The sequence below is a fragment of the Kitasatospora purpeofusca genome, from assembly GCF_036010405.1.
Taxonomy (GTDB): domain Bacteria; phylum Actinomycetota; class Actinomycetes; order Streptomycetales; family Streptomycetaceae; genus Kitasatospora; species Kitasatospora purpeofusca.
In genome coordinates, this window is record NZ_CP108561.1 from 8,017,745 (window position 1) to 8,034,656 (window position 16,912).

Below are 16,912 nucleotides of genomic sequence, written 5' to 3' on the forward strand. Positions count from 1 at the left end.
GCGTGAGATCGGTCCGGGTGCTTGTCCATCTCAACAACCTGGCCCTGGGCGGCGCCCAGTTGAACGCCGTCGACATCGCCCGCACCCTGCGCGACCGGGGGCACGACCCGGTGCTGTTCGCCCAAGGGGTCGACGGCCCGGCCCCGTTGGTCGAGGTCGCGGCCGGCCACGGCCTGGACGTGGTGGTGGCGGGCGGACCCGACACCCCGCACTCCGAGGTCCGGCGCCGGCTGGGCCGGCTGGCCGCCGAGCACGGCAGCCAGCTGCTGCACGCCTGGGAGGTCCGAGCGGCCCGCAACTCCTACTTCGGGCCCGGCCGTTACGGCCGGATCCCGGTGGTGACCACCTTCTACGGGATCCGGATGCTGCGCGGCCTGCCTCGGCACCAGCCGCTGGTGCTGGGTCTCGGCGCGCTGCTGGGCGACGGCCGGGCCTTCGGCCACCGGGACGTCAGCCTGATCGAACCGCCGGTGAACACCGCCACGGACGCCCCCGGCCTGGTCGACGGCGCCGCGTTCCGCCGTCAACACGGCATCCAGGAAGATGAGTTGCTGCTGGCCATCGTCACCCGGCTGGTCCCCGCGCTGGAGAAGGACGCCGGTGCGGAGCTCACGGTGGACGCCGTCCGGCACCTGGACGACCCCCGGGTCCGGCTGGTGATCGTCGGCACCGGTCCCAGTCTGGAGTCGCTGCGTGCCCGCGCGGCCGCCGTCAACCAGGCCCTCGGCCGCCCGGCGGTCCTGGTCCCGGGCCAGCTCGCCGATCCGCGCCCCGCCTACCAGGGCGCCGACATCGTCCTCGGCATGGGCGGCTCCGCGCTGCGCGGACTCGCCTTCGGCAAGCCGGTGGTGGTGCACGGCGCGGCCGGGTACGCCGCCGTGCACGAGCCGGGACCGCTGGTCGAACCGCACGCCTCGCGCTGCATGTACGGCTTCGGGGACGGCTCGCGCGCGCCCGAGGCGCTGGCCGCCCAGTTGCGGGGACTGCTCGACGATCCGGTGCGCCGGGCCGAACTGGGCGCCTGGGGGCGGGAATGGGTGGTCGGCCGGTTCTCGCTGGAGAGCGTCACCGGCGCCTTCGAGGAGCTCTACGCCCGGGTGCTCGCCCGGCCGGGCCGCGCGGTCGGCTGGCTGAAGGACCTGGAGCAGATGACCAGGTACGAGTTCACCAAGCCGACCGCGCTGCGGTTGCTGGGGCGGTGACACCGGCGCTGCCCCTGATCGACTCCGCCCTTGATCAGCTCTTCCTCTAACCGCTACTCAGGTGTTTAATGGTTAGCATGAGCGAGCTGACGATCCCGCACATCCACCACCGCCACGTCGACGTCGACGGCCTGCGCGTCTTCTACCGGGAGACCGGGCGGGCCGACGCCCCCGTGCTCCTGCTGCTGCACGGATTCCCGTCCGCGTCCCACCAGTTCCGGCGGCTCTTCGACGCGCTCGGCACCCGCTACCGGCTGATCGCCCCCGACTACCCCGGCTTCGGCCACAGCGACAGCCCCGCACCCGAGGACTTCCGCTACCGTTTCGACACCCTGGCCGACGTCGTCGAGGGCTTCTGCCTCGCCCTCGGCCTCGACCGCTTCGCCCTCTACGTCTTCGACTTCGGCGCCCCCGTCGGCCTGCGGCTCGCCACCCGCCGCCCCGAGTGGATCACCGGCCTGATCGTCCAGAACGGCAACGCCTACGAGGAGGGACTCTCCGCGCAGGCCCGGGAGTTCATCGCCAACCGTCCCGGCGTCGAGGGCGCCGCCGAACGCGCCCGCGCCGTCCTGGTCGAAGAGATCACCCGGGCCCAGTACGAGGGCGGCACCGGCGACCCCTCACTGGTCGCCCCCGACGGCTGGACCCTCGACCAGCACCACCTCGACCTGCCCGGCCGCAAGGACATCCAGGTCGAACTCGCCCTCGACTACCACAGCAACGTCGAGCTCTACCCCGTCTGGCAGGACTGGCTGCGCACCCACCGGCCGCCGGCCCTGGTGGTCTGGGGCCGCAACGACCCGTTCTTCACCGAGCCCGGCGCCCGCGCCTACCTGCGCGACCTGCCCGAGGCCGAACTCCACGTGTTCGACACCGGGCACTTCGCGCTGGAGGAGAAGCTGCCCGAGATCGCCCCGCTGATCGACGACTTCCTCGCCCGCCTCAAGCCCTGAGGGGCGTCCGTCCGGCCGTGTCAGTCCCGGCGCAGCACCAGGGTGACGAAGCCCAGCGTGCCCCGGTAGCCGTGCAGCCACTCGGCGCGGTGCAGATCGGCCGCCGCCCGGGCGTCCGCCGCGTCCGGGTGCCCCGGGTGGTCCAGCGCCCAGGCGGCCAGCGAGCCCGTCCAGGAGAACTCGTAGTCGTCCCACTCCGCCGGGCTGCTGACATGGCCGAACACCGGCGTCCACCCGGCCGCCACCACCCGGTCGACGGTGGTGGCCAGGTCCGCGTACTCCTCGCGCGCGGCGCCGAGGCCGCCCAGCGCCGCCGACGAGGGCTCGCGCTCCCAGAAACCCTCGCCCACCAGCACCCGGCCGCCCGGCGCCAGGTGCTCCCGGGCGGCGGCCAGCGTCGGCAGCAGCCCGCCGAAGGCGTGCGTCGCGCCGACGTTCAGGACCAGCTCGAAGGGCTCGCGGTCGGTGAACTCCCGGGCATCGAGATGGTGCAGCCCCAACCGCCGCTGCACCCCCGCCGCCTCCGCCGACTCCCGGGCCCGGGTCAGCGCGCCCGGGTCCAGGTCCACCCCGACCGCCCGGCGGCGCGGCCGCGCCGCCAGCGCCCGCAGCAGCCAGCCGCCCTGCCCGCAGCCGAGGTCGAGGACCCGCCCCTCCTGCTCCGGGCCGAGCGCCCGCTCCAGCAGCGTCGCCACGGACTCGTCGGAGAGCGGCGCGGCGATCGGGTGATGGGCGTGGGCGAGCCGGGAGATCGTCTGACGGTCCATTCGAACAGTGTGGCCCACCCGGGCCCCGCCCGTCCCGGCCTTCGGCTGTTCGCCGTTCGGCCGTACCCCCTTACCTGTCCGCCCGCTACTTGTACGTCCGGCCCTTCCAGGCGGCACCCCGGCCGCGCCAGTGCTGCACCGCCGAGTCGACCGTCATCAGCAGGTACAGCGCCGCCGTGAACGGCAGCAGCAGCGCGGCCGGCGCCGGCTGCCGGTAGTAGCGCAGCATCGGGACGAAAGTGCCCGTCATCAGCGCCCAGGCCGCCCCGCCCGCCACCGCCGCCGGCCAGGCACCCGCCGCCACCCCCACCAGCACCGACACCGGTGGCACCAGGTACACCAGCGTCAGCCCCAGCACCGTCCCCAGCAGCAGCACCGGCGAATGCCGCAGCTGGGCGTACGCGCTGCGCGACACCATCCGCCACAGCTGCGCCAGCCGCGGGTACGGGCGCACGCTGTCCACCTGCTCGGCCAGGCCCAGCCAGGTCCGGCCCCCGGTGGCCTTCACCGCCCGGGCGAGGGACACGTCGTCGATGACCGCGCCCCGGATCGCCGCCACCCCGCCCGCCCGCTCCAGCGCCTCCCGCCGCACCAGCGAGCAGCCGCCGGCCGCCGCCGCCGTCCGCGAACCCGGCCGGTTGCTCCACCGGAACGGGTAGAGCTGGGCGAAGAAGTACACGAAGGCCGGCACGATCAGCCGCTCCCACCCCGTCTCCACCCGCAGCCGCGCCATCTGCGACACCAGGTCCAGCCGGTTCGCCTCCGCCGCCGCCACCAGCTCGGCCAGCGAGTCCGGCCCGTGCGCGATGTCCGCGTCCGTCAGCAGCAGGTACTCGGCGTCCGCCCCCGCCAGCTCCACCCCGTGCCGCACCGCCCACAGCTTGCCCGTCCAGCCCGGCGGCAGCGGGGGAGGGGAGGCCACCGTCAGCTCCAGGCCCCCCGGGGCGGCGAGCGAACGCGCCAGCGCACCGGTGCCGTCCGTGCTGTGGTCGTCCACCAGCACCACCCGGGCCCGCCCCGGGTACTTCTGCGCCAGCAGGCTCGGCAGGGACAGCGGCAGCACCTCCGCCTCGTCCCGGGCCGGCACCACCACCGCCACCTGCGGCCACCGCCCGGGCGGACGGCGCGGCGGCAGACGGACATCGGTACGCCAGAACAACCCGTGGCAGCCCGCCAGCCAGAGCCAGACCAGCAGGGAGAGCACAGCGATCCACAGCAGGACGGTCACCCGGGCAGTCTGCCGCACCAAGGGCCCGTGGCGGGTCATCGACTAAAGTCTTGAAGCGTGAAGATCGCACTGATGGACTCGGGAATCGGCCTGCTGGCCGCCGCCGGCGTACTCCGGACCATGCGCCCGGACGTCGATCTGGTGCTCTCCTCCAACCCCGCCTCGATGCCCTGGGGGCCCCGGACGCCCGAGGAGATCACCGAACTCGCCCTCGGCTGCGCCCGCGCCGCGGCCGCGCACGAACCGGACGCGCTGATCATCGCCTGCAACACCGCCTCCGTCCACGCGCTCGCCGCCCTCCGCGCCGAACTGGAGCCCGCGCTCCCGGTCATCGCCACCGTCCCGGCGATCAAGCCGGCTGCCGCGCTCGGCGGCCCGGTCGCCATCTGGGCCACCCCGGCCACCACCGGCAGCACGTACCAGCGCGGACTGATCCGCGACTTCGCCGGAACCGCCGCCGTCACCGAGGTGGCCTGCCCCGGCCTCGCCGACGCCGTGGACCACGGCGACCGGGCGGCGATCGACGCGGCCATCGCCGACGCCGCCGCCCGGACCCCGGCCGGGACGGCAGCCCTCGTCCTCGGCTGCACCCACTACGAACTGGTCGCCGACCGCATCCGCGCCGCCGTCGCACCGACCGCCCTGCCCACGCTCACCCTGCACGGCTCCGCCGAACCGGTCGTCGCCCAGGCCCTCCGCCGCGTCGCCGACCCCACCCGCCGCGGCAACGCCACCCTCACCGTCCTCCACGCCGGCGTCCCGACCACCCTCCCCACCGTCGCCCTGGCCTACCCCGGCACCGCCCTCCTCGGAGCCGCCCCGCTGACGGCCCCGGCGGCCTGAGGCGCTTCGAGCCACCCCGTTCGCCGCGCCGGCCTGCCGAGGCCGCCGGCCGGTTGCTCTCGCGCGGCCCCGGCCTTCTGACGGGCGCGAGTGGGGGCCGAGCGCGAGAAGTCGGCCCGGCCGACTTCCTGCGCGGGGTCAGGCGGCCTGGCCGCGCCAGCGGCGGTAGGCGGGTTCGAGGCCGGACAGGATGGTGTCGAAGCGGCGGGTGCTGGTGGTCGAGTCGACCTGGAGCCGGCTGATCTGGAGCGGGTGGGAGGGGAGCCGGGGGCCGAGGCGGTGGTCGGAGAGGAAGCCGAGCCGGTAGCCCAGCTCCTGGAGCACGCCCTCGGCCCGGACGTCGTGGCCGCCGTCCGGGTAGGCGAAGGCGACGGGGGGCTCGCCGAGCCAACGGGTGAGGGCCTCGTGGGCGCCGGTGATCTCGGCCCGGACGGTGGCGTCGTCGCAGCGGCCGAGGCACGGGTGCCCCTGGGTGTGGTTGCCGATGGCGACGCCGCCCTCGCGGAGCGCCAGCAGGTCGGCGGGGGTGAGCTGCTCCTGGCCGGGCGGGCGCCGGTCCGCGCTCACCCGCAGCTCCTGGAGGCTGCGCCGGCGGTCCGGGTCGGGCATCGCCTTGAGCCGGCGGAGCAGCTGCGAGGGGTGGCCGCAGTCGAGCGAACGGGCCCGCCCGCCGTTCCGGGCGAGGAAGTCGGCCTCGTGCCACCAGAACGGCCGCTCCGTCCCGATCAGCTCGGAGATGACGAAGGCGGCGGCCGGGATGCCGCGTTCGATCAGCGCGGGCAGCGCGTGCGTCAGGACGCTGCGGTCGGCGTCGTCGAAGGTCACCAGCACACTGCGGGCGGGCAGCGGACGTCGTTCGGCGACGGCTTCCTGCACGGCTGCGAGCGAAACGGGTGTCGCGAGTCTTCGCAGCCGGTCGAGCTGCGCGCCGAACGATCGGGGGTCGGTGACCCCGTGGTAGGCGAGCACGGCGAGCCGCTGCGCCGCCCGGGCCCGGAACAGCGGCTGGACGGGCACGAACCGCAACCACTCGCCCCGCGCGTCGGCCGGGCTGCCGGCAGGAGCGCCGACGGGACCGACGGAGGTACCGACGGCCGGGCCCTCGGTGCGCCCGGGCTTCCGCCGCCCGGGCGCGGCCGAGGGCGTCGCCGCCGGTGCGGGCGCCAGGGCCCGGGCGGGCCGGGAGCAGGTGCGGGCGGCCGAGGCGGACCGGGTGGCGGCCGGGGCCTGCCGCTTCCGGCCGCCGGGCTGGGTGGCGACCGGCTGCCCGTCGGTCGGCACCGCAGTGGCGGGGGACGCGGCCGCCGGGCGCGCGGGGCCGGGTGCGGTCGGTGGGGCGGCGGTCGGTGGCGGCCGCAGGTCCGACAGGGCGGTCACCACGGCCCTGTTGAACGCGGTGAGGCCGGAGGTCGTCGTCGTGGAACGGGACTGCGGCACGGTTCCCCCTCGGTCGCCGATGCGGCGTGGCGGTACCGCCGGAGGACAGAGCCCGGCCTCCGACTCCAGGGCACGGCGGCTCCGCCCCCTGGGTATCTCCGGTCCGCGGCGGGGACTCCCAACCCGCACCGCGGACGGCTCCTGGATCGCTCAATGTAATGGAGACAGCTACGCCCCGTTGATGGTTGTACCGGACCGGCAAGGTTTTTTCGCAGCGCGGGAACAATCCCGGGACGACCCCGGAACGAACCCGGGACACCGCCCGAACGGAGGCCGGACCGGGCGCCCGGACGGACACCCGGCGCGCGCCGGGGCGCACCGGGGGAGTGCGTGCGCGCGCCCCGGCCGACGGGCGTCGACGGTGACCCGGTGTGGCCGAAAGGTCACGCCCTGCGGGCTGCTCCTGCGGCGGCCCCGAGGTACCTTGGGCTCATGGCAGACGCGGAACGTGATCACCACCACCCGCACGGCGCGACCCGGATGACGCGGTTCTGGCACGGTGGTGCCCTGGTCACCCACCAGGTGCCGCTGGCGCTGGTCGGTCTGGCCTGCCTCGCGCTGGGCATCGTGGTCGCGGTCGTGGTTCCGGACAGTGACGGACCGGCCTGGGCGATGGCGGTCGCGGGCTGTCTCGCGGCCGGCGTGCTGCTGCTCGGCCGGATCGGTGTCGCGGTGTTCCGCCGGCACCGCCGCGCGGCCGCCTGAGCCGACCGGACGGCGGCCCGCCCCGGCCTGCCGGACGCGTGCGCCCCGGCGCCCCGGAGCGGCCTCCCGCCTCCCGGACCGGGGTTTTGTCGAATTCCGCCGGAACCGCTTGCGCACCGAACTCCCGATCGGATCCATCCGGTCGGATCGGCCGGTTTTCGGCCCAACTGCCAACTCCTTCTCGCTTCTTTCACAATTCCAGGGCACCAGCCCCACAGTTCCCCCTACTGTGATGTCGGTCCGGGGCGCCAACTGCGCCGGATGCGAGGCCACTTGCCGGCGCCGGGGAGGGTGCCGCAGAGGGGGGAGCAATGAGCGGCACCGCCGTGCCCGGAACAGCCCCGGCCACCGGGGGGATCCGGGCCCAGGTGAAGCGCCAGCTGGCGCGCCGGGTCGGGAGCAGTCCCGGCGAGGGCGCCACCGTGCTGATCTACCACCGGGTCGGTGGCGGGAGCCCGGACGAGCTGGACGTCTCCACCGCCGACTTCGCCGCCCAGGCCGACCTGCTCGCCGCCCTGCCGCCCGGCCGGGTGGTCTCCCTGGACGAGGCCACCGACCGGATCGAGGCCGGCCGCCGCACTCCGGGCGTCGTCCTCACCTTCGACGACGGCTTCGCGGACGTGTTCGAGAACGCCTGGCCGCTGCTGCGCGAGCGCCGGCTGCCGTTCACCGTCTACCTGGCCAGCGGCCACGTCGGCGGCGAGATGCGCTGGGAGGGCTCGACCGCCAAGGCCGCCGGCGCCCCCGCGCTCAGCTGGGAGCAGCTGCGTGAGATGACCGCCTCCGGGCTGTGCACGGTCGCCAACCACACCCGCACCCACGCCCGCCCCGAGCTGCTCACCACCGCCGAGCTGGACGCCTGCAACGACGAGGTCGAGGAGCACCTGGGCGTCCGCCCCAGCCACTACGCCTACACCTGGGGCGTGCCGGTCCCGCACATGGAGCCCGCGCTGCGCGCCCGCTTCCGGACCGCCGCCACCGGCGAGGTCGGCCGCAACACCCCCGGCGTCGACCCGGTACGGCTGCGCCGGGTGCCGGTCCGCCGCACCGACCCGATCGACTTCTTCCGCGCCAAGCTGCACGGCCGGCTGATCCCCGAGCGCGCCTACGCCAGGATCGTCGCCACCGCGAAGGCGGTGGGCGCCCGTGCCTGAGGACCGGACACCCCCGCGCCTGCGCGGCCCCGGCGGCCGCCCGCTGCGCGTCGCCCACCTCACCACCGTCGACATGAGCCTCCAACTGCTCCTCGCCACCGAGCTCAGGGTGGACCTGGAGTCCGGCTTCGAGACGTACGGGATCAGTGCCCCGGGCCCGTACGTGCCCGATCTGGCGGCGATCGGGGTGCGGCACGAGCCGCTGCACGCGCTGACCCGGGCCTGGGAGCCGAGGGCCGACGCCGCCGCGGCCCGCGAACTCCTGGCCGTGCTCCGCCGGATCCGCCCGGACGTGCTGCACACCCACAACCCGAAGACCGGCGTGCTCGGCCGGGTCCTGGGCCGGCTGGCCGGCGTCCCGGTGGTGGTCAACACCTGCCACGGGCTGTGGGCGCAGGCGCACGACCCGTTCGCCAAGCGCGCCTTCGTGCTCGGCGCGGAGGCCTTCGCCGCCCGCTTCTCGCACGCCGAGCTGTACCAGAACGGCGAGGACCGCCGGACCCTGGCCCGCGCCGTCCCGGCCCGCCGCTCGCGGGTGGTCGGCAACGGCGTGGACCTCACCCGCTTCGCCACCGATCCAGGCGAACGCGCCCGCGCCCGGGCCCGGCTGCGCGCCGAGCTGGGCGTCGGACCGGACGAGCTGCTGGTCGGCGGGGTCGGCCGCCGGGTCGCCGAGAAGGGCATCGGGGAGTACGCCGAGGCCGCCCGCGCCCTGGCCGGCAAGGCCAGGTTCGTCTGGATCGGCCCCGACGACCCGGACAAGCCGGACGCCCACGGCGCCGAGTCCGGGGTCGCCTTCCTCGGTCCGCGCGCCGACATGCCCGCCGTCTACGCCGCGCTGGACGTCTTCGTCCTCCCCTCCTACCGGGAGGGGTTCTCCCGTTCCGCCATGGAGGCCGCCGCCGGCGGCCTGCCGATGGTGCTCAGCGACATCCGGGGCTGCCGCGAGGTCGGCACCCACGACGAGCACCTGCTCCTCGCCCCGCCCGGGGACGCCCGGGCCCTCACCAGTGCGCTGGACCGGCTCCTCACCGAGCCCGGCCTGCGCGAACGCCTCGGCGCGGCGGCCCGCCGCCGGGCCGGGGCGGCGTTCGACCAACGGGCGGTCGCCGCCGTCTCGCTGGCCACCTACGCGGCCGTCGCCCGCGTGAAGGGGCTGCCCTGGACGGTCGGCTGAGCCCGCCGACGACCACACCACCGCATCAGGGGAAGGACCGTCATGAAGCGAGGGGGGGACCTCGCGATCACCGTCCTGACCGGGATCGTCGCGATTCCGCTGGGTCTGGTGATCGCTCTGCTGATCCGCTGCACCATGGGCGGACCGGTGCTCTTCCGGCAGACCCGGACAGGGCTGCGGGGCAAGGAGTTCGAGATCCTCAAGTTCCGCACCATGCGGGACAAACGTTTCCCGGAGGAGCCGGACGCTCCCCGGATCACCCGGCTCGGGGACCTGCTCCGCCGGACCAGCCTGGACGAACTGCCGCAGCTGTGGAACGTCGCACGCGGCGAGATGGGCGTGATCGGGCCCCGGCCCACGCTGCCCGAGCAGGTCGTCCACTACTCCCGCCGCCAGCGCGGCCGGCTCGACGTGCGGCCCGGCCTCACCGGCTGGGCCCAGGTCCAGGGCCGCAACTCCATCACCTGGCCGGAGCGGATCGAGCTCGACCTCTGGTACGTCGGGAACCGCTCGCTCGGCCTGGACCTGCGGATCCTGCTGCTGACCGTCAAGGTGCTGCTGAACCCGGCCGGGATCACCGCCGCCGGCGGGGTCAACCCGGGCTTCCCGGCGCCGACCGAGCCGGCGGAGCCCGCCGAGACCGCTGCCACCACCACTGTCGCCACCACCACTGCCGCCGCTGTGACCGCCGCTGCCCCGGTGGCCGCGGTGCCCGTGGCTGCGGCCGCCGAGCCGGTGCCCGCCGTGATCGGCCTGCCCCGGCAGGCCACCGGGCCGAGGGCGGTCCCGCCGCTCCGCACCCGCCCGTCCCGCCCGGCACCGGTCGGCGCCGCCGTCGAGGAGGCGTCCTGACCATCGGACCCGGCAGGATGATCCCCATGCCCTCCGCCACCGACCCGCCCGCACTCTGGATCGCCGGCGCCGGCGGCGTCGGCCGCGAGGCGCTGGACACCGCGCTCGCGGCCGGCGTCCCGGTCGCGGGGTTCCTCGACGACCGTCAGCACGGCGCCACCGTCCGGGGCCTGCCCGTCCGCAGGCCCGCGGACCTCGGACCCGGCGCCCGCTACCTGGTCGGCATCGCCGACCCGGCCGTCCGGCAGCGGCTGTCCGCCCTGCTGGACGGCCGGGGGGCGGAGCCGTTCACCCTGGTCCACCCCCGGGCGCTGATCGCCCCGGACACCCTGCTCGGCCCGGGCTGCCTGGTGATGGGCGGCGCGTACGTGTCCAGCAGTGTGCGGCTCGGCGCGCACAGCCAGGTCCACTACAACGCGACGGTCGGCCACGACACGGTGTTCGGCGAGCGGGTGACGGTCTACCCGGGCGGCAATGTCTCCGGCGCGGTACTGCTGGCCGACGGCGCCACCGTGGGCTCCAACGCCGTGGTGCTCCAGGGCCGCAAGGTCGGCGCCGGGGCCTTCGTCGGCGCGGCCGCGGTGGTGACCAGGGACGTGGCCCCCGGCGAGGTGGTGGTCGGCTCCCCGGCCCGCCCGCTCCGCCGGGCCTGAACGCCCCGCCGGGGCCACCCGCTCCGCCGGGCCCGCCCGTTCCGCAGGCGCCGAACGGGTGGGCCCGGCGCCCGGATAGGCTTCGGGACATGGCGATTCCGAAGTTCCTGGCCGATCTCCGCGCGGTGGTCGGCCCCCGCAAGCTCTGGCTCAGCGCCGCCGCCGCGGTCGTCCTGGACGAGGAGGGCCGTGTGCTGCTCGTCCAGCGCGCCGACGACGGCAACTGGGCGCCCCCGGGCGGCATCCTCGACCCGGGCGAGCAGCCGGCCGACGGAGCGGTCCGGGAGTGCCTGGAGGAGACCGGCATCGCCACCGTGGCCGAACGGCTCGTCGCGCTCACCGTCTCGCCGGACATCACCTACCCCAACGGCGATGTGACGCAGTACCTGGAGGTCGTCTTCCGCTGCCGCCCGCTGGGCGGGGAGATCGTGGCGGACGAGGACGAGACCCTCGCGGTCGGCTGGTACCCGCTGGACGCGCTGCCGCCGATGGGCGAGCGGGAACTCGGCTGGATCCGGCGGGCGGTGTCCGGCCCCGCCGAGACCGCCTTCCAGTGGGACGGCGCGCAGCGCTTCTGACGCACCGGGGTCTAGAGGGTGCGGAACCAGGCCGTCGTCCGCTCCAGGCCCTCGCGCAGCGGGACCGGGCGGACGTCCGGGAACAGCTCGCGCAGCCGCGCGTTGTCGGCCTGCGAGTCCCGGACGTCGCCCGGCCGGGGCTCGGTGTGCGCGACCTCGACGGGGTGGCCGAGCACCGACTCCAGCTCGCCGACCAGTTCCAGCAGCGAGGTGCGGGTGCCGAAGGCGAGGTTCACCGGGTCCGGGCTCACGACCCGGCGCAGTACCGCGTCGGTGATCACCTGGGTGACGGTGCCGACGAAGGTGAAGTCCCGGCTCTGCCCGCCGTCCCCGTGCACGGTCAGCGGCCGCCCGGCGAGGGCGGCGTCCAGGAAGGCCGGGACGACCGCCGCGTAGGCGTGCCCGGCGGGCTGCAGCGGGCCGAAGACGTTGAAGAACCGCAGCGGCAGCACGCCCAGCCCGTAGCAGTGGTGGTAGGCCGCCAGATAGGCCTCGGTGGCGAGCTTGCTGACCGCGTACGGGCTCATCGGCGCGGTGCGCATGGTCTCCCGCTTGGGCAGCTCCCGGTTGGCGCCGTAGACCGAGGAGGAGGACGCGGCGGCCACGTAGAGGCCCCCGGCGCGGCGGGCGGCCTCCAGGACCTCCAGGGTGCCGGTGGCGTTGGCGTGGTGACTGGCCAGCGGATCGGCCACCGAGCGCGGCACGGAGGGCAGCGCGGCGAGGTGGACCACCGCGTCGGCCCCGGCGAAGGCCTCGTCGAGCAGCTCCGGGTCGAGGATCGTGCCCTCGTGGAGCACGGCCCCGGTGCCCTCCAGGTTGGCCTTCTGTCCGGTGGAGAGGTTGTCCACGACCCGGACCTGGTCCACCTCGGGCCGGGCCAGCAGGGCCCGGACCAGGTTGGCCCCGATGAATCCGGCTCCGCCGGTGACGACCACACGCATGGCTGAGGTTCCCCCCTCGCGACGACCCGGCCCGCTCGGCCGGCCCCGCGCCGATGGTAGCCGCGCGGTCACCCGCCGTGTGCCGGAACGCCCGAGAACGGCCGGAGGAGGCCGGAAGCGGCCGTCGGGGGCTGCCGGGTGCCGTCGGCGGCCCCGTTCCGGCGGCGCCCCGGACCGGTCAGCCCTTGGGCTGACCGGTCAGCCCTTGGGCTGGCGGTACGCCTCCTCGGCGGCGTCCAGCACCGCCGCGAGGTCGCCGCCGGCCGTGGCGGTGGCCACCGCGGCCACCGCGCCCTCGACGAACGGGGCGTTGGCGAACCGCACCGGGAACGGCAGACCGTGCTCGTCGGCCTCGGCGAGCAGCGCCCGGACGGTGGTCACCGCGCCGCCGAGATCGGCCAGGACGACCACGCCGTGCCCCTGGTCGACCCGGCGGGTGGCGGCGGCGACGAGCACCGCGCTGATGCCGGGTCCGGCGACGAGGTCCCCGCCGGTGCCGGCCACCGGGGCCGGGGCGGCGTCGGCGGTCAGCGCCAGCGCCAGGGCGCGGACGGCGTTGGCGAGTTCCTGGCTGTGCGAGACGAGCACGACCCCGACCCGGCCGTGGACGGCCGGCCGGCCGGGCGTGGGCCGGGGCAGCGGGGAGGGTACGGACGGGGCACGGGGCGCCGGCGGGTGCGCCGAGGCGGCCTCGGAGATGGGGATGACATCGGCGCGGGTGCCGTCCCGGCGGCTCATCGGTTGCTCCTCGGGGCGTTCGGTCGGGGGCTCCCCACACTCTGGCAGTTCGCCCACCGCGCGCGAGCGCGGGACACGCGCCCCCCTCCGCGACACGCGCCCCCCGAGGGGTGCGCCGGGGCGCGCGGGGCGCCGTCGGTGGTCCGCCCTCCGCCGGCCGGTGGAGACCTGGTGATCCCGCTGACCGGGGCTGCGGCGGTGACTAGGCTGGGCGCGTTCAGGCCGTCGGGAGGAGAGAGCAGCAGTGGCAGCCAACAGCGGGACCGGGGTGGAGGCGACCGAGGCGGTGGAGCTCGCCGCGAGCGGGAAGCCGAAGGTGGACTTCACCGGGGCGACCTGGCTCTTCAGCAGCCAGGGCGTCGGGGACGTCCAGATCGCCTTCGTGGACGGGTACATCGGCATGCGGGACGGCCGTCAGGAGGACGGCCCGATCCTGGTGTTCACGCCGGGGGAGTGGCGGGCCTTCGTGCTCGGCGCGCGGGACGGCGAGTTCGACCTCGGCTGACCGGACCCGGGGCCGGGGCTCCTCGCGGGGCGCCGGCCCGGGCGGCCGGACCGGCGGGCTGATACCCCTCGGGGGTGTCCGGAGACGGTCGTATGCCCCCGAAGGTCTCCGGCGGTCATCATTCCGATCACATTTGAACGTGCCCCGTCATAATTTCTGTTGACTGCTGGACAAAGGCAGCTCAGAGTATGAGCACAGGCAGACGCCGTGCCCACCGCCCCCACGCGGCCAGACACGGCGCCTGCTGTGCGACCCGGCAGCGCTGCCGAGCCTCCTCCCAGTCATCCCTCTGCGCACCGGGGGTGCGTCGGCCGGTCCCGGCCCACAAGGGGCCGGCAGTCGCCGGGAGGATGGCGCCGTTCCCCGAGAGCGACTCAGGGGCGGCACCGTGCTCGGGACCCGCACGCCCCCACGCGGCGGCGTCCCGAGCAGGTCTGCGGGAGCGACGGGCCGGGGCCCCGCAGACCTTGCCTGTGAAACATGGAACTGTTGGCTTGTGTGCTGTGCGGCGCGACGGCGGAGCTGGGTGCTCGGCACGACGGTGTGCACAGTGAGGGAAACGCGTGTAGGGCCGCGTTGCGACAGGCCGTCCCCCCGGAGGGTGAAACCCAGAACGGCTGCCGTGCTGAACCGAACGTAGCCCGGACGGTTGCTCAGAGTCAACATTGGTCTCTGAGCGTGGATCTCCGTCCGGCGCCCCACCCACCCCGCGAGCACGGTGTGGCGGGCACGTACGATGTTCCCATGTCTTTTCTCCGCCGTCGCTCCGGTCAGCCCACCGGCCCGGACTTCGACGTGCTCGCCATGGACCCGGGCGACTGGCCCGGTGACTTCGGTGCAGCCATGATGACCGGCCCGGACGGCGCCTGCCAGGGGATTTTCCTGCGCTACGACCTGTTCGGCGGCAGAGGCCCGGCGATGTTCATCGGCAACCTCCCCGAGGGCTCGCCGGCCCGCGAGACCGGCGACAGCGTGCCCTTCGAGGTGCGCCAGTTGCTGGCGGCCCTGGAGAACGAGGAACCGGTCGACTTCGTCTCGGCGGAGGACTTCCCCGTCATGCTCGGGGACGATCTGCTGATCGTGAAGAAGGTCAAGGTCAGCGAGGGCCGGGTCTTCTGTGCCCAGTTCGGCCGGAGTGACGGCGTGCAGGTCACCATCGCCTCCTGGGACCGACCGATTTCGGACGATCTCTACCAGTTGCTCAAGCCGCTGCCCGCGGACATGTTCCAGCAGGGCTGAACGAGTCGGGCCGACGGCCCGGAGGGCGGCGTTCCGTTTCCCGTTCGGCCACCCTCCGGGGGGTCCGTCGGGCCGTCCGTCGAGGCGTGCGCCACGCGTACGGGCATGAGGCCGACCCAGATGTTCACCGAGATGTTCATCGGGACGCCGGCCGCGAGCTCCGCGGGGGCGCCCGCGGGGGTGTCCGCGGGGGCGCCCGTCGCGATTTCCGCCCCGACCTGGGCGGCTCCGCCCCGTCCGGGCCTCGGGCGCTGCTTGACGGCTTCGATCACGGCTTCGTAAAGTCGCGAACATGCCGTGCCCTCTCCCGCTGCTGACCCGTCGCAGCTACCTCGACCTGCGGCGCACCGCCAGCGCGGCGTGTCCGGGTCACTGAGGGGGATTCGTCCCCGAGGCAGCGGGTGTCCGGCCGAGCGGCCGGCGCCGATCCGGGGGCGGCCCCTGTGCCGGACCCCGGATCCCGGGGTGGGCATCGAGCCGGAGTCCCGGGCCGCCACCAGGTACCGCGCGCCCGTCCCGGCGTGCCGCCCGCCATTCCCCGCACCAGTCGACGGGGGTGCCGGCGCCGACAGTGGAACGGCCGAGCCCCCGACGACAGCGGAGGCGTGGCCGCGCCGACCGTCGGCACCGGGCCCGAGCCCCGCCGGCGGGTGCGGACCCCGAGCCCACGCTGCCGCCCCGGAGGCCCCAGCCCCATGAGTACCGTCGCTGCCGTCCCGTCCCCCGGCCCCGTTCCCTCCGCCGTCGAGGCCGCCCTCGCCGGGCTGCCCCGGGTCGTCGACCTGCTGGCCGCTCGGGCCGAGGAGCACGACCGCGACGCGACCTTCCCGTACCAGGGCATAGAGGCGGTGCACGAGGCCGGACTGCTGACCCTGACCGTCGACGCCCGCTACGGCGGGCCCGGCGGCACCCTCGCCGACACCGTCCAGGTGCTGGCCCAACTCGGGCGCGGGGACGCCTCGGTGGCCGTGGTCACCGCCTTCACCCTGCTCCAGCACGCCGAACAGGCCAGAACGGCGGGCTGGCCGACCGCCGGCTACCGGCGGCTGCTCACCGAGTCCCGGCGCGGTCCGGCCCTGGTCAACACCCTGCGGGCGGAGCCCGGGAGCCGCGAGGGCGAGCCCCCGGCCACGGTGGCGAAATGGGACGGCGAGGCCTGGCTGCTGACGGGCCGCAAGACGTACTGCACCGGCGCCGAGGCGCTCGCCTGGATGGCGGTGACCGCCCGCACCGACGAGCCGGTGCCCCGGACCGGCACCTTCCTGGTGCGCGGCGAGAGCGAGGGCCTGGAGGTCGATCCGACCTGGGACCAGCTCGGACTGCGGGCCAGCGCCAGCCACGACGTGGTCCTCGACGAGGTGCGGGTACCGGCCGAACTGGCCCTCGGCCTGAACCCGGCCGGCGGCGCCGGAAAGGGAGCGGCCGCTTCCGCCGCCGCTGCCGTCCCGGCGGCCGAACTGGCACGGGCCTGGCACGATCTGGCGCTCTCCGCGGTGGCCGTCGGGGTGGCCCGCTCGGCCCAGGACTGGCTGGTGCGCTTCCTGCACCAGCGAACCCCGGCCAATCTGACCGAGCCGCTCGGCAGCCTGCCCCGCTACCGCAGTGCGCTGGGCGAGATCGAGGCCCAGCTGATCGGCGCCGAGGAACTCGTCCACGGTCTGGCCGCGCGGGTGGACCGGGCCGAGCCGGAGGCGGTGGCCCGGACGGGGCCGGCGCACCTGCTGGCCACCCGGGCGGCGACGGCCGCCGTCCAGCAGGCCGTCTCGCTCACCGGGAACCCGGGGCTGAGCCGGCGTCACCCGTTGGAGCGGTACCTGCGCGACGTCCTCAGCAGCCGGGTCCATCTGGCCCCGGACGAGGCCGTCCTGGAGGCCGCCGGTCGGGCCGCCCTGGAGCGCGGCGCGCGGCACTGACCGGCGGGCCGGGGCGCCGTCCGGAGA

General features: G+C 75.4%; 17 protein-coding genes. 12 read left to right on the forward strand and 5 right to left on the reverse strand.

The features are described 5' to 3' along the window. Nucleotides 1-2 precede the first annotated feature (2 nt). Both OG715_RS35010 and OG715_RS35015 read left to right on the forward strand, forming a co-directional pair. The gene (locus OG715_RS35010; RefSeq protein WP_266273255.1) at nucleotides 3-1,202 is read left to right on the forward strand and encodes a glycosyltransferase family 4 protein; all 1,200 of its coding nucleotides are present in this window, start codon (nucleotides 3-5) and stop codon (nucleotides 1,200-1,202) included. 77 nt (nucleotides 1,203-1,279) lie between these two features. Continuing rightward, complete coding sequence (locus tag OG715_RS35015; protein WP_266273254.1) at nucleotides 1,280-2,155, forward strand: alpha/beta fold hydrolase; 876 nt, start codon at nucleotides 1,280-1,282, stop codon at nucleotides 2,153-2,155. A gap of 20 nt (nucleotides 2,156-2,175) precedes the next feature. On the opposite strand, the gene OG715_RS35020 is transcribed toward OG715_RS35015, so the two are convergent. Together OG715_RS35020 and OG715_RS35025 are read right to left on the reverse strand one after the other, a co-directional pair. Next, a complete protein-coding gene (locus tag OG715_RS35020; RefSeq protein WP_266273253.1) occupies nucleotides 2,176-2,922 on the reverse strand; it encodes an SAM-dependent methyltransferase in 747 nt (248 codons plus the stop codon). Between the two features lie 85 nt (nucleotides 2,923-3,007). Beyond that, nucleotides 3,008-4,189, reverse strand: a complete 1,182-nt coding sequence (locus tag OG715_RS35025) for a glycosyltransferase (RefSeq protein ID WP_327064181.1) — start codon at nucleotides 4,187-4,189, stop codon at nucleotides 3,008-3,010. Between the two features lie 18 nt (nucleotides 4,190-4,207). Here OG715_RS35025 and OG715_RS35030 point away from each other — a divergent pair, with 18 nt between their 5' ends. Next, nucleotides 4,208-4,993 (forward strand): glutamate racemase, encoded by a 786-nt coding sequence (locus OG715_RS35030; protein WP_266273251.1) that lies wholly within the window; start codon nucleotides 4,208-4,210, stop codon nucleotides 4,991-4,993. Between the two features lie 138 nt (nucleotides 4,994-5,131). Here the strand turns inward: OG715_RS35030 and OG715_RS35035 are convergent, their stop codons facing one another. Then, entirely contained in the window at nucleotides 5,132-6,430 is a 1,299-nt protein-coding gene (locus OG715_RS35035) for a polysaccharide deacetylase family protein (RefSeq protein ID WP_266273250.1), read from the reverse strand. Nucleotides 6,431-6,862: 432 nt separating this feature from the next. Here OG715_RS35035 and OG715_RS35040 point away from each other — a divergent pair, with 432 nt between their 5' ends. The 6 genes from OG715_RS35040 to OG715_RS35065 all read left to right on the forward strand — a co-directional run bounded on the left by OG715_RS35040 (nucleotide 6,863) and on the right by OG715_RS35065 (nucleotide 11,549). After that, nucleotides 6,863-7,135, forward strand: coding sequence for a hypothetical protein (locus OG715_RS35040; protein ID WP_266273249.1), 273 nt, complete (start codon nucleotides 6,863-6,865; stop codon nucleotides 7,133-7,135). A gap of 311 nt (nucleotides 7,136-7,446) precedes the next feature. Continuing rightward, complete coding sequence (locus OG715_RS35045; protein WP_266273248.1) at nucleotides 7,447-8,289, forward strand: polysaccharide deacetylase family protein; 843 nt, start codon at nucleotides 7,447-7,449, stop codon at nucleotides 8,287-8,289. Beyond that, nucleotides 8,282-9,466: a glycosyltransferase gene (locus OG715_RS35050; RefSeq protein ID WP_266273247.1), complete on the forward strand. Its 1,185-nt coding sequence runs from the start codon at nucleotides 8,282-8,284 to the stop codon at nucleotides 9,464-9,466. Before OG715_RS35045 ends, OG715_RS35050 begins: the two co-directional genes overlap by 8 nt. A 42-nt stretch (nucleotides 9,467-9,508) precedes the next feature. After that, entirely contained in the window at nucleotides 9,509-10,318 is an 810-nt protein-coding gene (locus OG715_RS35055; RefSeq protein ID WP_323182214.1) for a sugar transferase, read from the forward strand. Nucleotides 10,319-10,344: 26 nt separating this feature from the next. Beyond that, nucleotides 10,345-10,971 (forward strand): NeuD/PglB/VioB family sugar acetyltransferase, encoded by a 627-nt coding sequence (locus OG715_RS35060; RefSeq protein ID WP_266273246.1) that lies wholly within the window; start codon nucleotides 10,345-10,347, stop codon nucleotides 10,969-10,971. An 89-nt stretch (nucleotides 10,972-11,060) separates the two neighbouring features. After that, the gene (locus OG715_RS35065; RefSeq protein ID WP_266273245.1) at nucleotides 11,061-11,549 is read left to right on the forward strand and encodes an NUDIX hydrolase; all 489 of its coding nucleotides are present in this window, start codon (nucleotides 11,061-11,063) and stop codon (nucleotides 11,547-11,549) included. Between the two features lie 11 nt (nucleotides 11,550-11,560). Here the strand turns inward: OG715_RS35065 and OG715_RS35070 are convergent, their stop codons facing one another. Beyond that, the gene (locus tag OG715_RS35070) at nucleotides 11,561-12,490 is read right to left on the reverse strand and encodes an NAD-dependent epimerase/dehydratase family protein (RefSeq protein ID WP_266273244.1); all 930 of its coding nucleotides are present in this window, start codon (nucleotides 12,488-12,490) and stop codon (nucleotides 11,561-11,563) included. A 198-nt stretch (nucleotides 12,491-12,688) separates the two neighbouring features. Continuing rightward, nucleotides 12,689-13,228 carry a PTS-dependent dihydroxyacetone kinase phosphotransferase subunit DhaM gene (locus OG715_RS35075; protein WP_323182213.1) on the reverse strand — a complete coding sequence of 180 codons (540 nt, stop codon included), beginning with the start codon at nucleotides 13,226-13,228 and terminating at the stop codon, nucleotides 12,689-12,691. Nucleotides 13,229-13,496: 268 nt separating this feature from the next. Between OG715_RS35075 and OG715_RS35080 the strand changes: the two genes are divergently transcribed. The 3 genes from OG715_RS35080 to OG715_RS35090 all read left to right on the forward strand — a co-directional run bounded on the left by OG715_RS35080 (nucleotide 13,497) and on the right by OG715_RS35090 (nucleotide 16,885). Beyond that, complete coding sequence (locus tag OG715_RS35080; protein ID WP_266274591.1) at nucleotides 13,497-13,733, forward strand: DUF397 domain-containing protein; 237 nt, start codon at nucleotides 13,497-13,499, stop codon at nucleotides 13,731-13,733. Between the two features lie 744 nt (nucleotides 13,734-14,477). Continuing rightward, on the forward strand, nucleotides 14,478-14,972 hold the full coding sequence (locus OG715_RS35085; RefSeq protein ID WP_030396879.1) for a hypothetical protein: 495 nt from the start codon (nucleotides 14,478-14,480) through the stop codon (nucleotides 14,970-14,972). A 695-nt stretch (nucleotides 14,973-15,667) separates the two neighbouring features. Then, complete coding sequence (locus tag OG715_RS35090) at nucleotides 15,668-16,885, forward strand: acyl-CoA dehydrogenase family protein (protein ID WP_266273243.1); 1,218 nt, start codon at nucleotides 15,668-15,670, stop codon at nucleotides 16,883-16,885. Nucleotides 16,886-16,912 lie beyond the last annotated feature (27 nt).

What these genes read in the sequence shown, in the direction of transcription:
- OG715_RS35020 (WP_266273253.1), bottom strand. Translation starts at nt 2,922, where the DNA reads ATGGACCGTCAGACGATCTCCCGGCTCGCCCACGCCCATCACCCGATC.
- OG715_RS35065 (WP_266273245.1), top strand. Translation starts at nt 11,061, where the DNA reads ATGGCGATTCCGAAGTTCCTGGCCGATCTCCGCGCGGTGGTCGGCCCC.
- OG715_RS35085 (WP_030396879.1), top strand. Translation starts at nt 14,478, where the DNA reads ATGTCTTTTCTCCGCCGTCGCTCCGGTCAGCCCACCGGCCCGGACTTC.
- OG715_RS35090 (WP_266273243.1), top strand. Translation starts at nt 15,668, where the DNA reads ATGAGTACCGTCGCTGCCGTCCCGTCCCCCGGCCCCGTTCCCTCCGCC.
- OG715_RS35070 (WP_266273244.1), bottom strand. Translation starts at nt 12,490, where the DNA reads ATGCGTGTGGTCGTCACCGGCGGAGCCGGATTCATCGGGGCCAACCTG.
- OG715_RS35045 (WP_266273248.1), top strand. Translation starts at nt 7,447, where the DNA reads ATGAGCGGCACCGCCGTGCCCGGAACAGCCCCGGCCACCGGGGGGATC.
- OG715_RS35075 (WP_323182213.1), bottom strand. Translation starts at nt 13,228, where the DNA reads ATGAGCCGCCGGGACGGCACCCGCGCCGATGTCATCCCCATCTCCGAG.
- OG715_RS35060 (WP_266273246.1), top strand. Translation starts at nt 10,345, where the DNA reads ATGCCCTCCGCCACCGACCCGCCCGCACTCTGGATCGCCGGCGCCGGC.
- OG715_RS35040 (WP_266273249.1), top strand. Translation starts at nt 6,863, where the DNA reads ATGGCAGACGCGGAACGTGATCACCACCACCCGCACGGCGCGACCCGG.
- OG715_RS35015 (WP_266273254.1), top strand. Translation starts at nt 1,280, where the DNA reads ATGAGCGAGCTGACGATCCCGCACATCCACCACCGCCACGTCGACGTC.
- OG715_RS35055 (WP_323182214.1), top strand. Translation starts at nt 9,509, where the DNA reads ATGAAGCGAGGGGGGGACCTCGCGATCACCGTCCTGACCGGGATCGTC.
- OG715_RS35025 (WP_327064181.1), bottom strand. Translation starts at nt 4,189, where the DNA reads ATGACCCGCCACGGGCCCTTGGTGCGGCAGACTGCCCGGGTGACCGTC.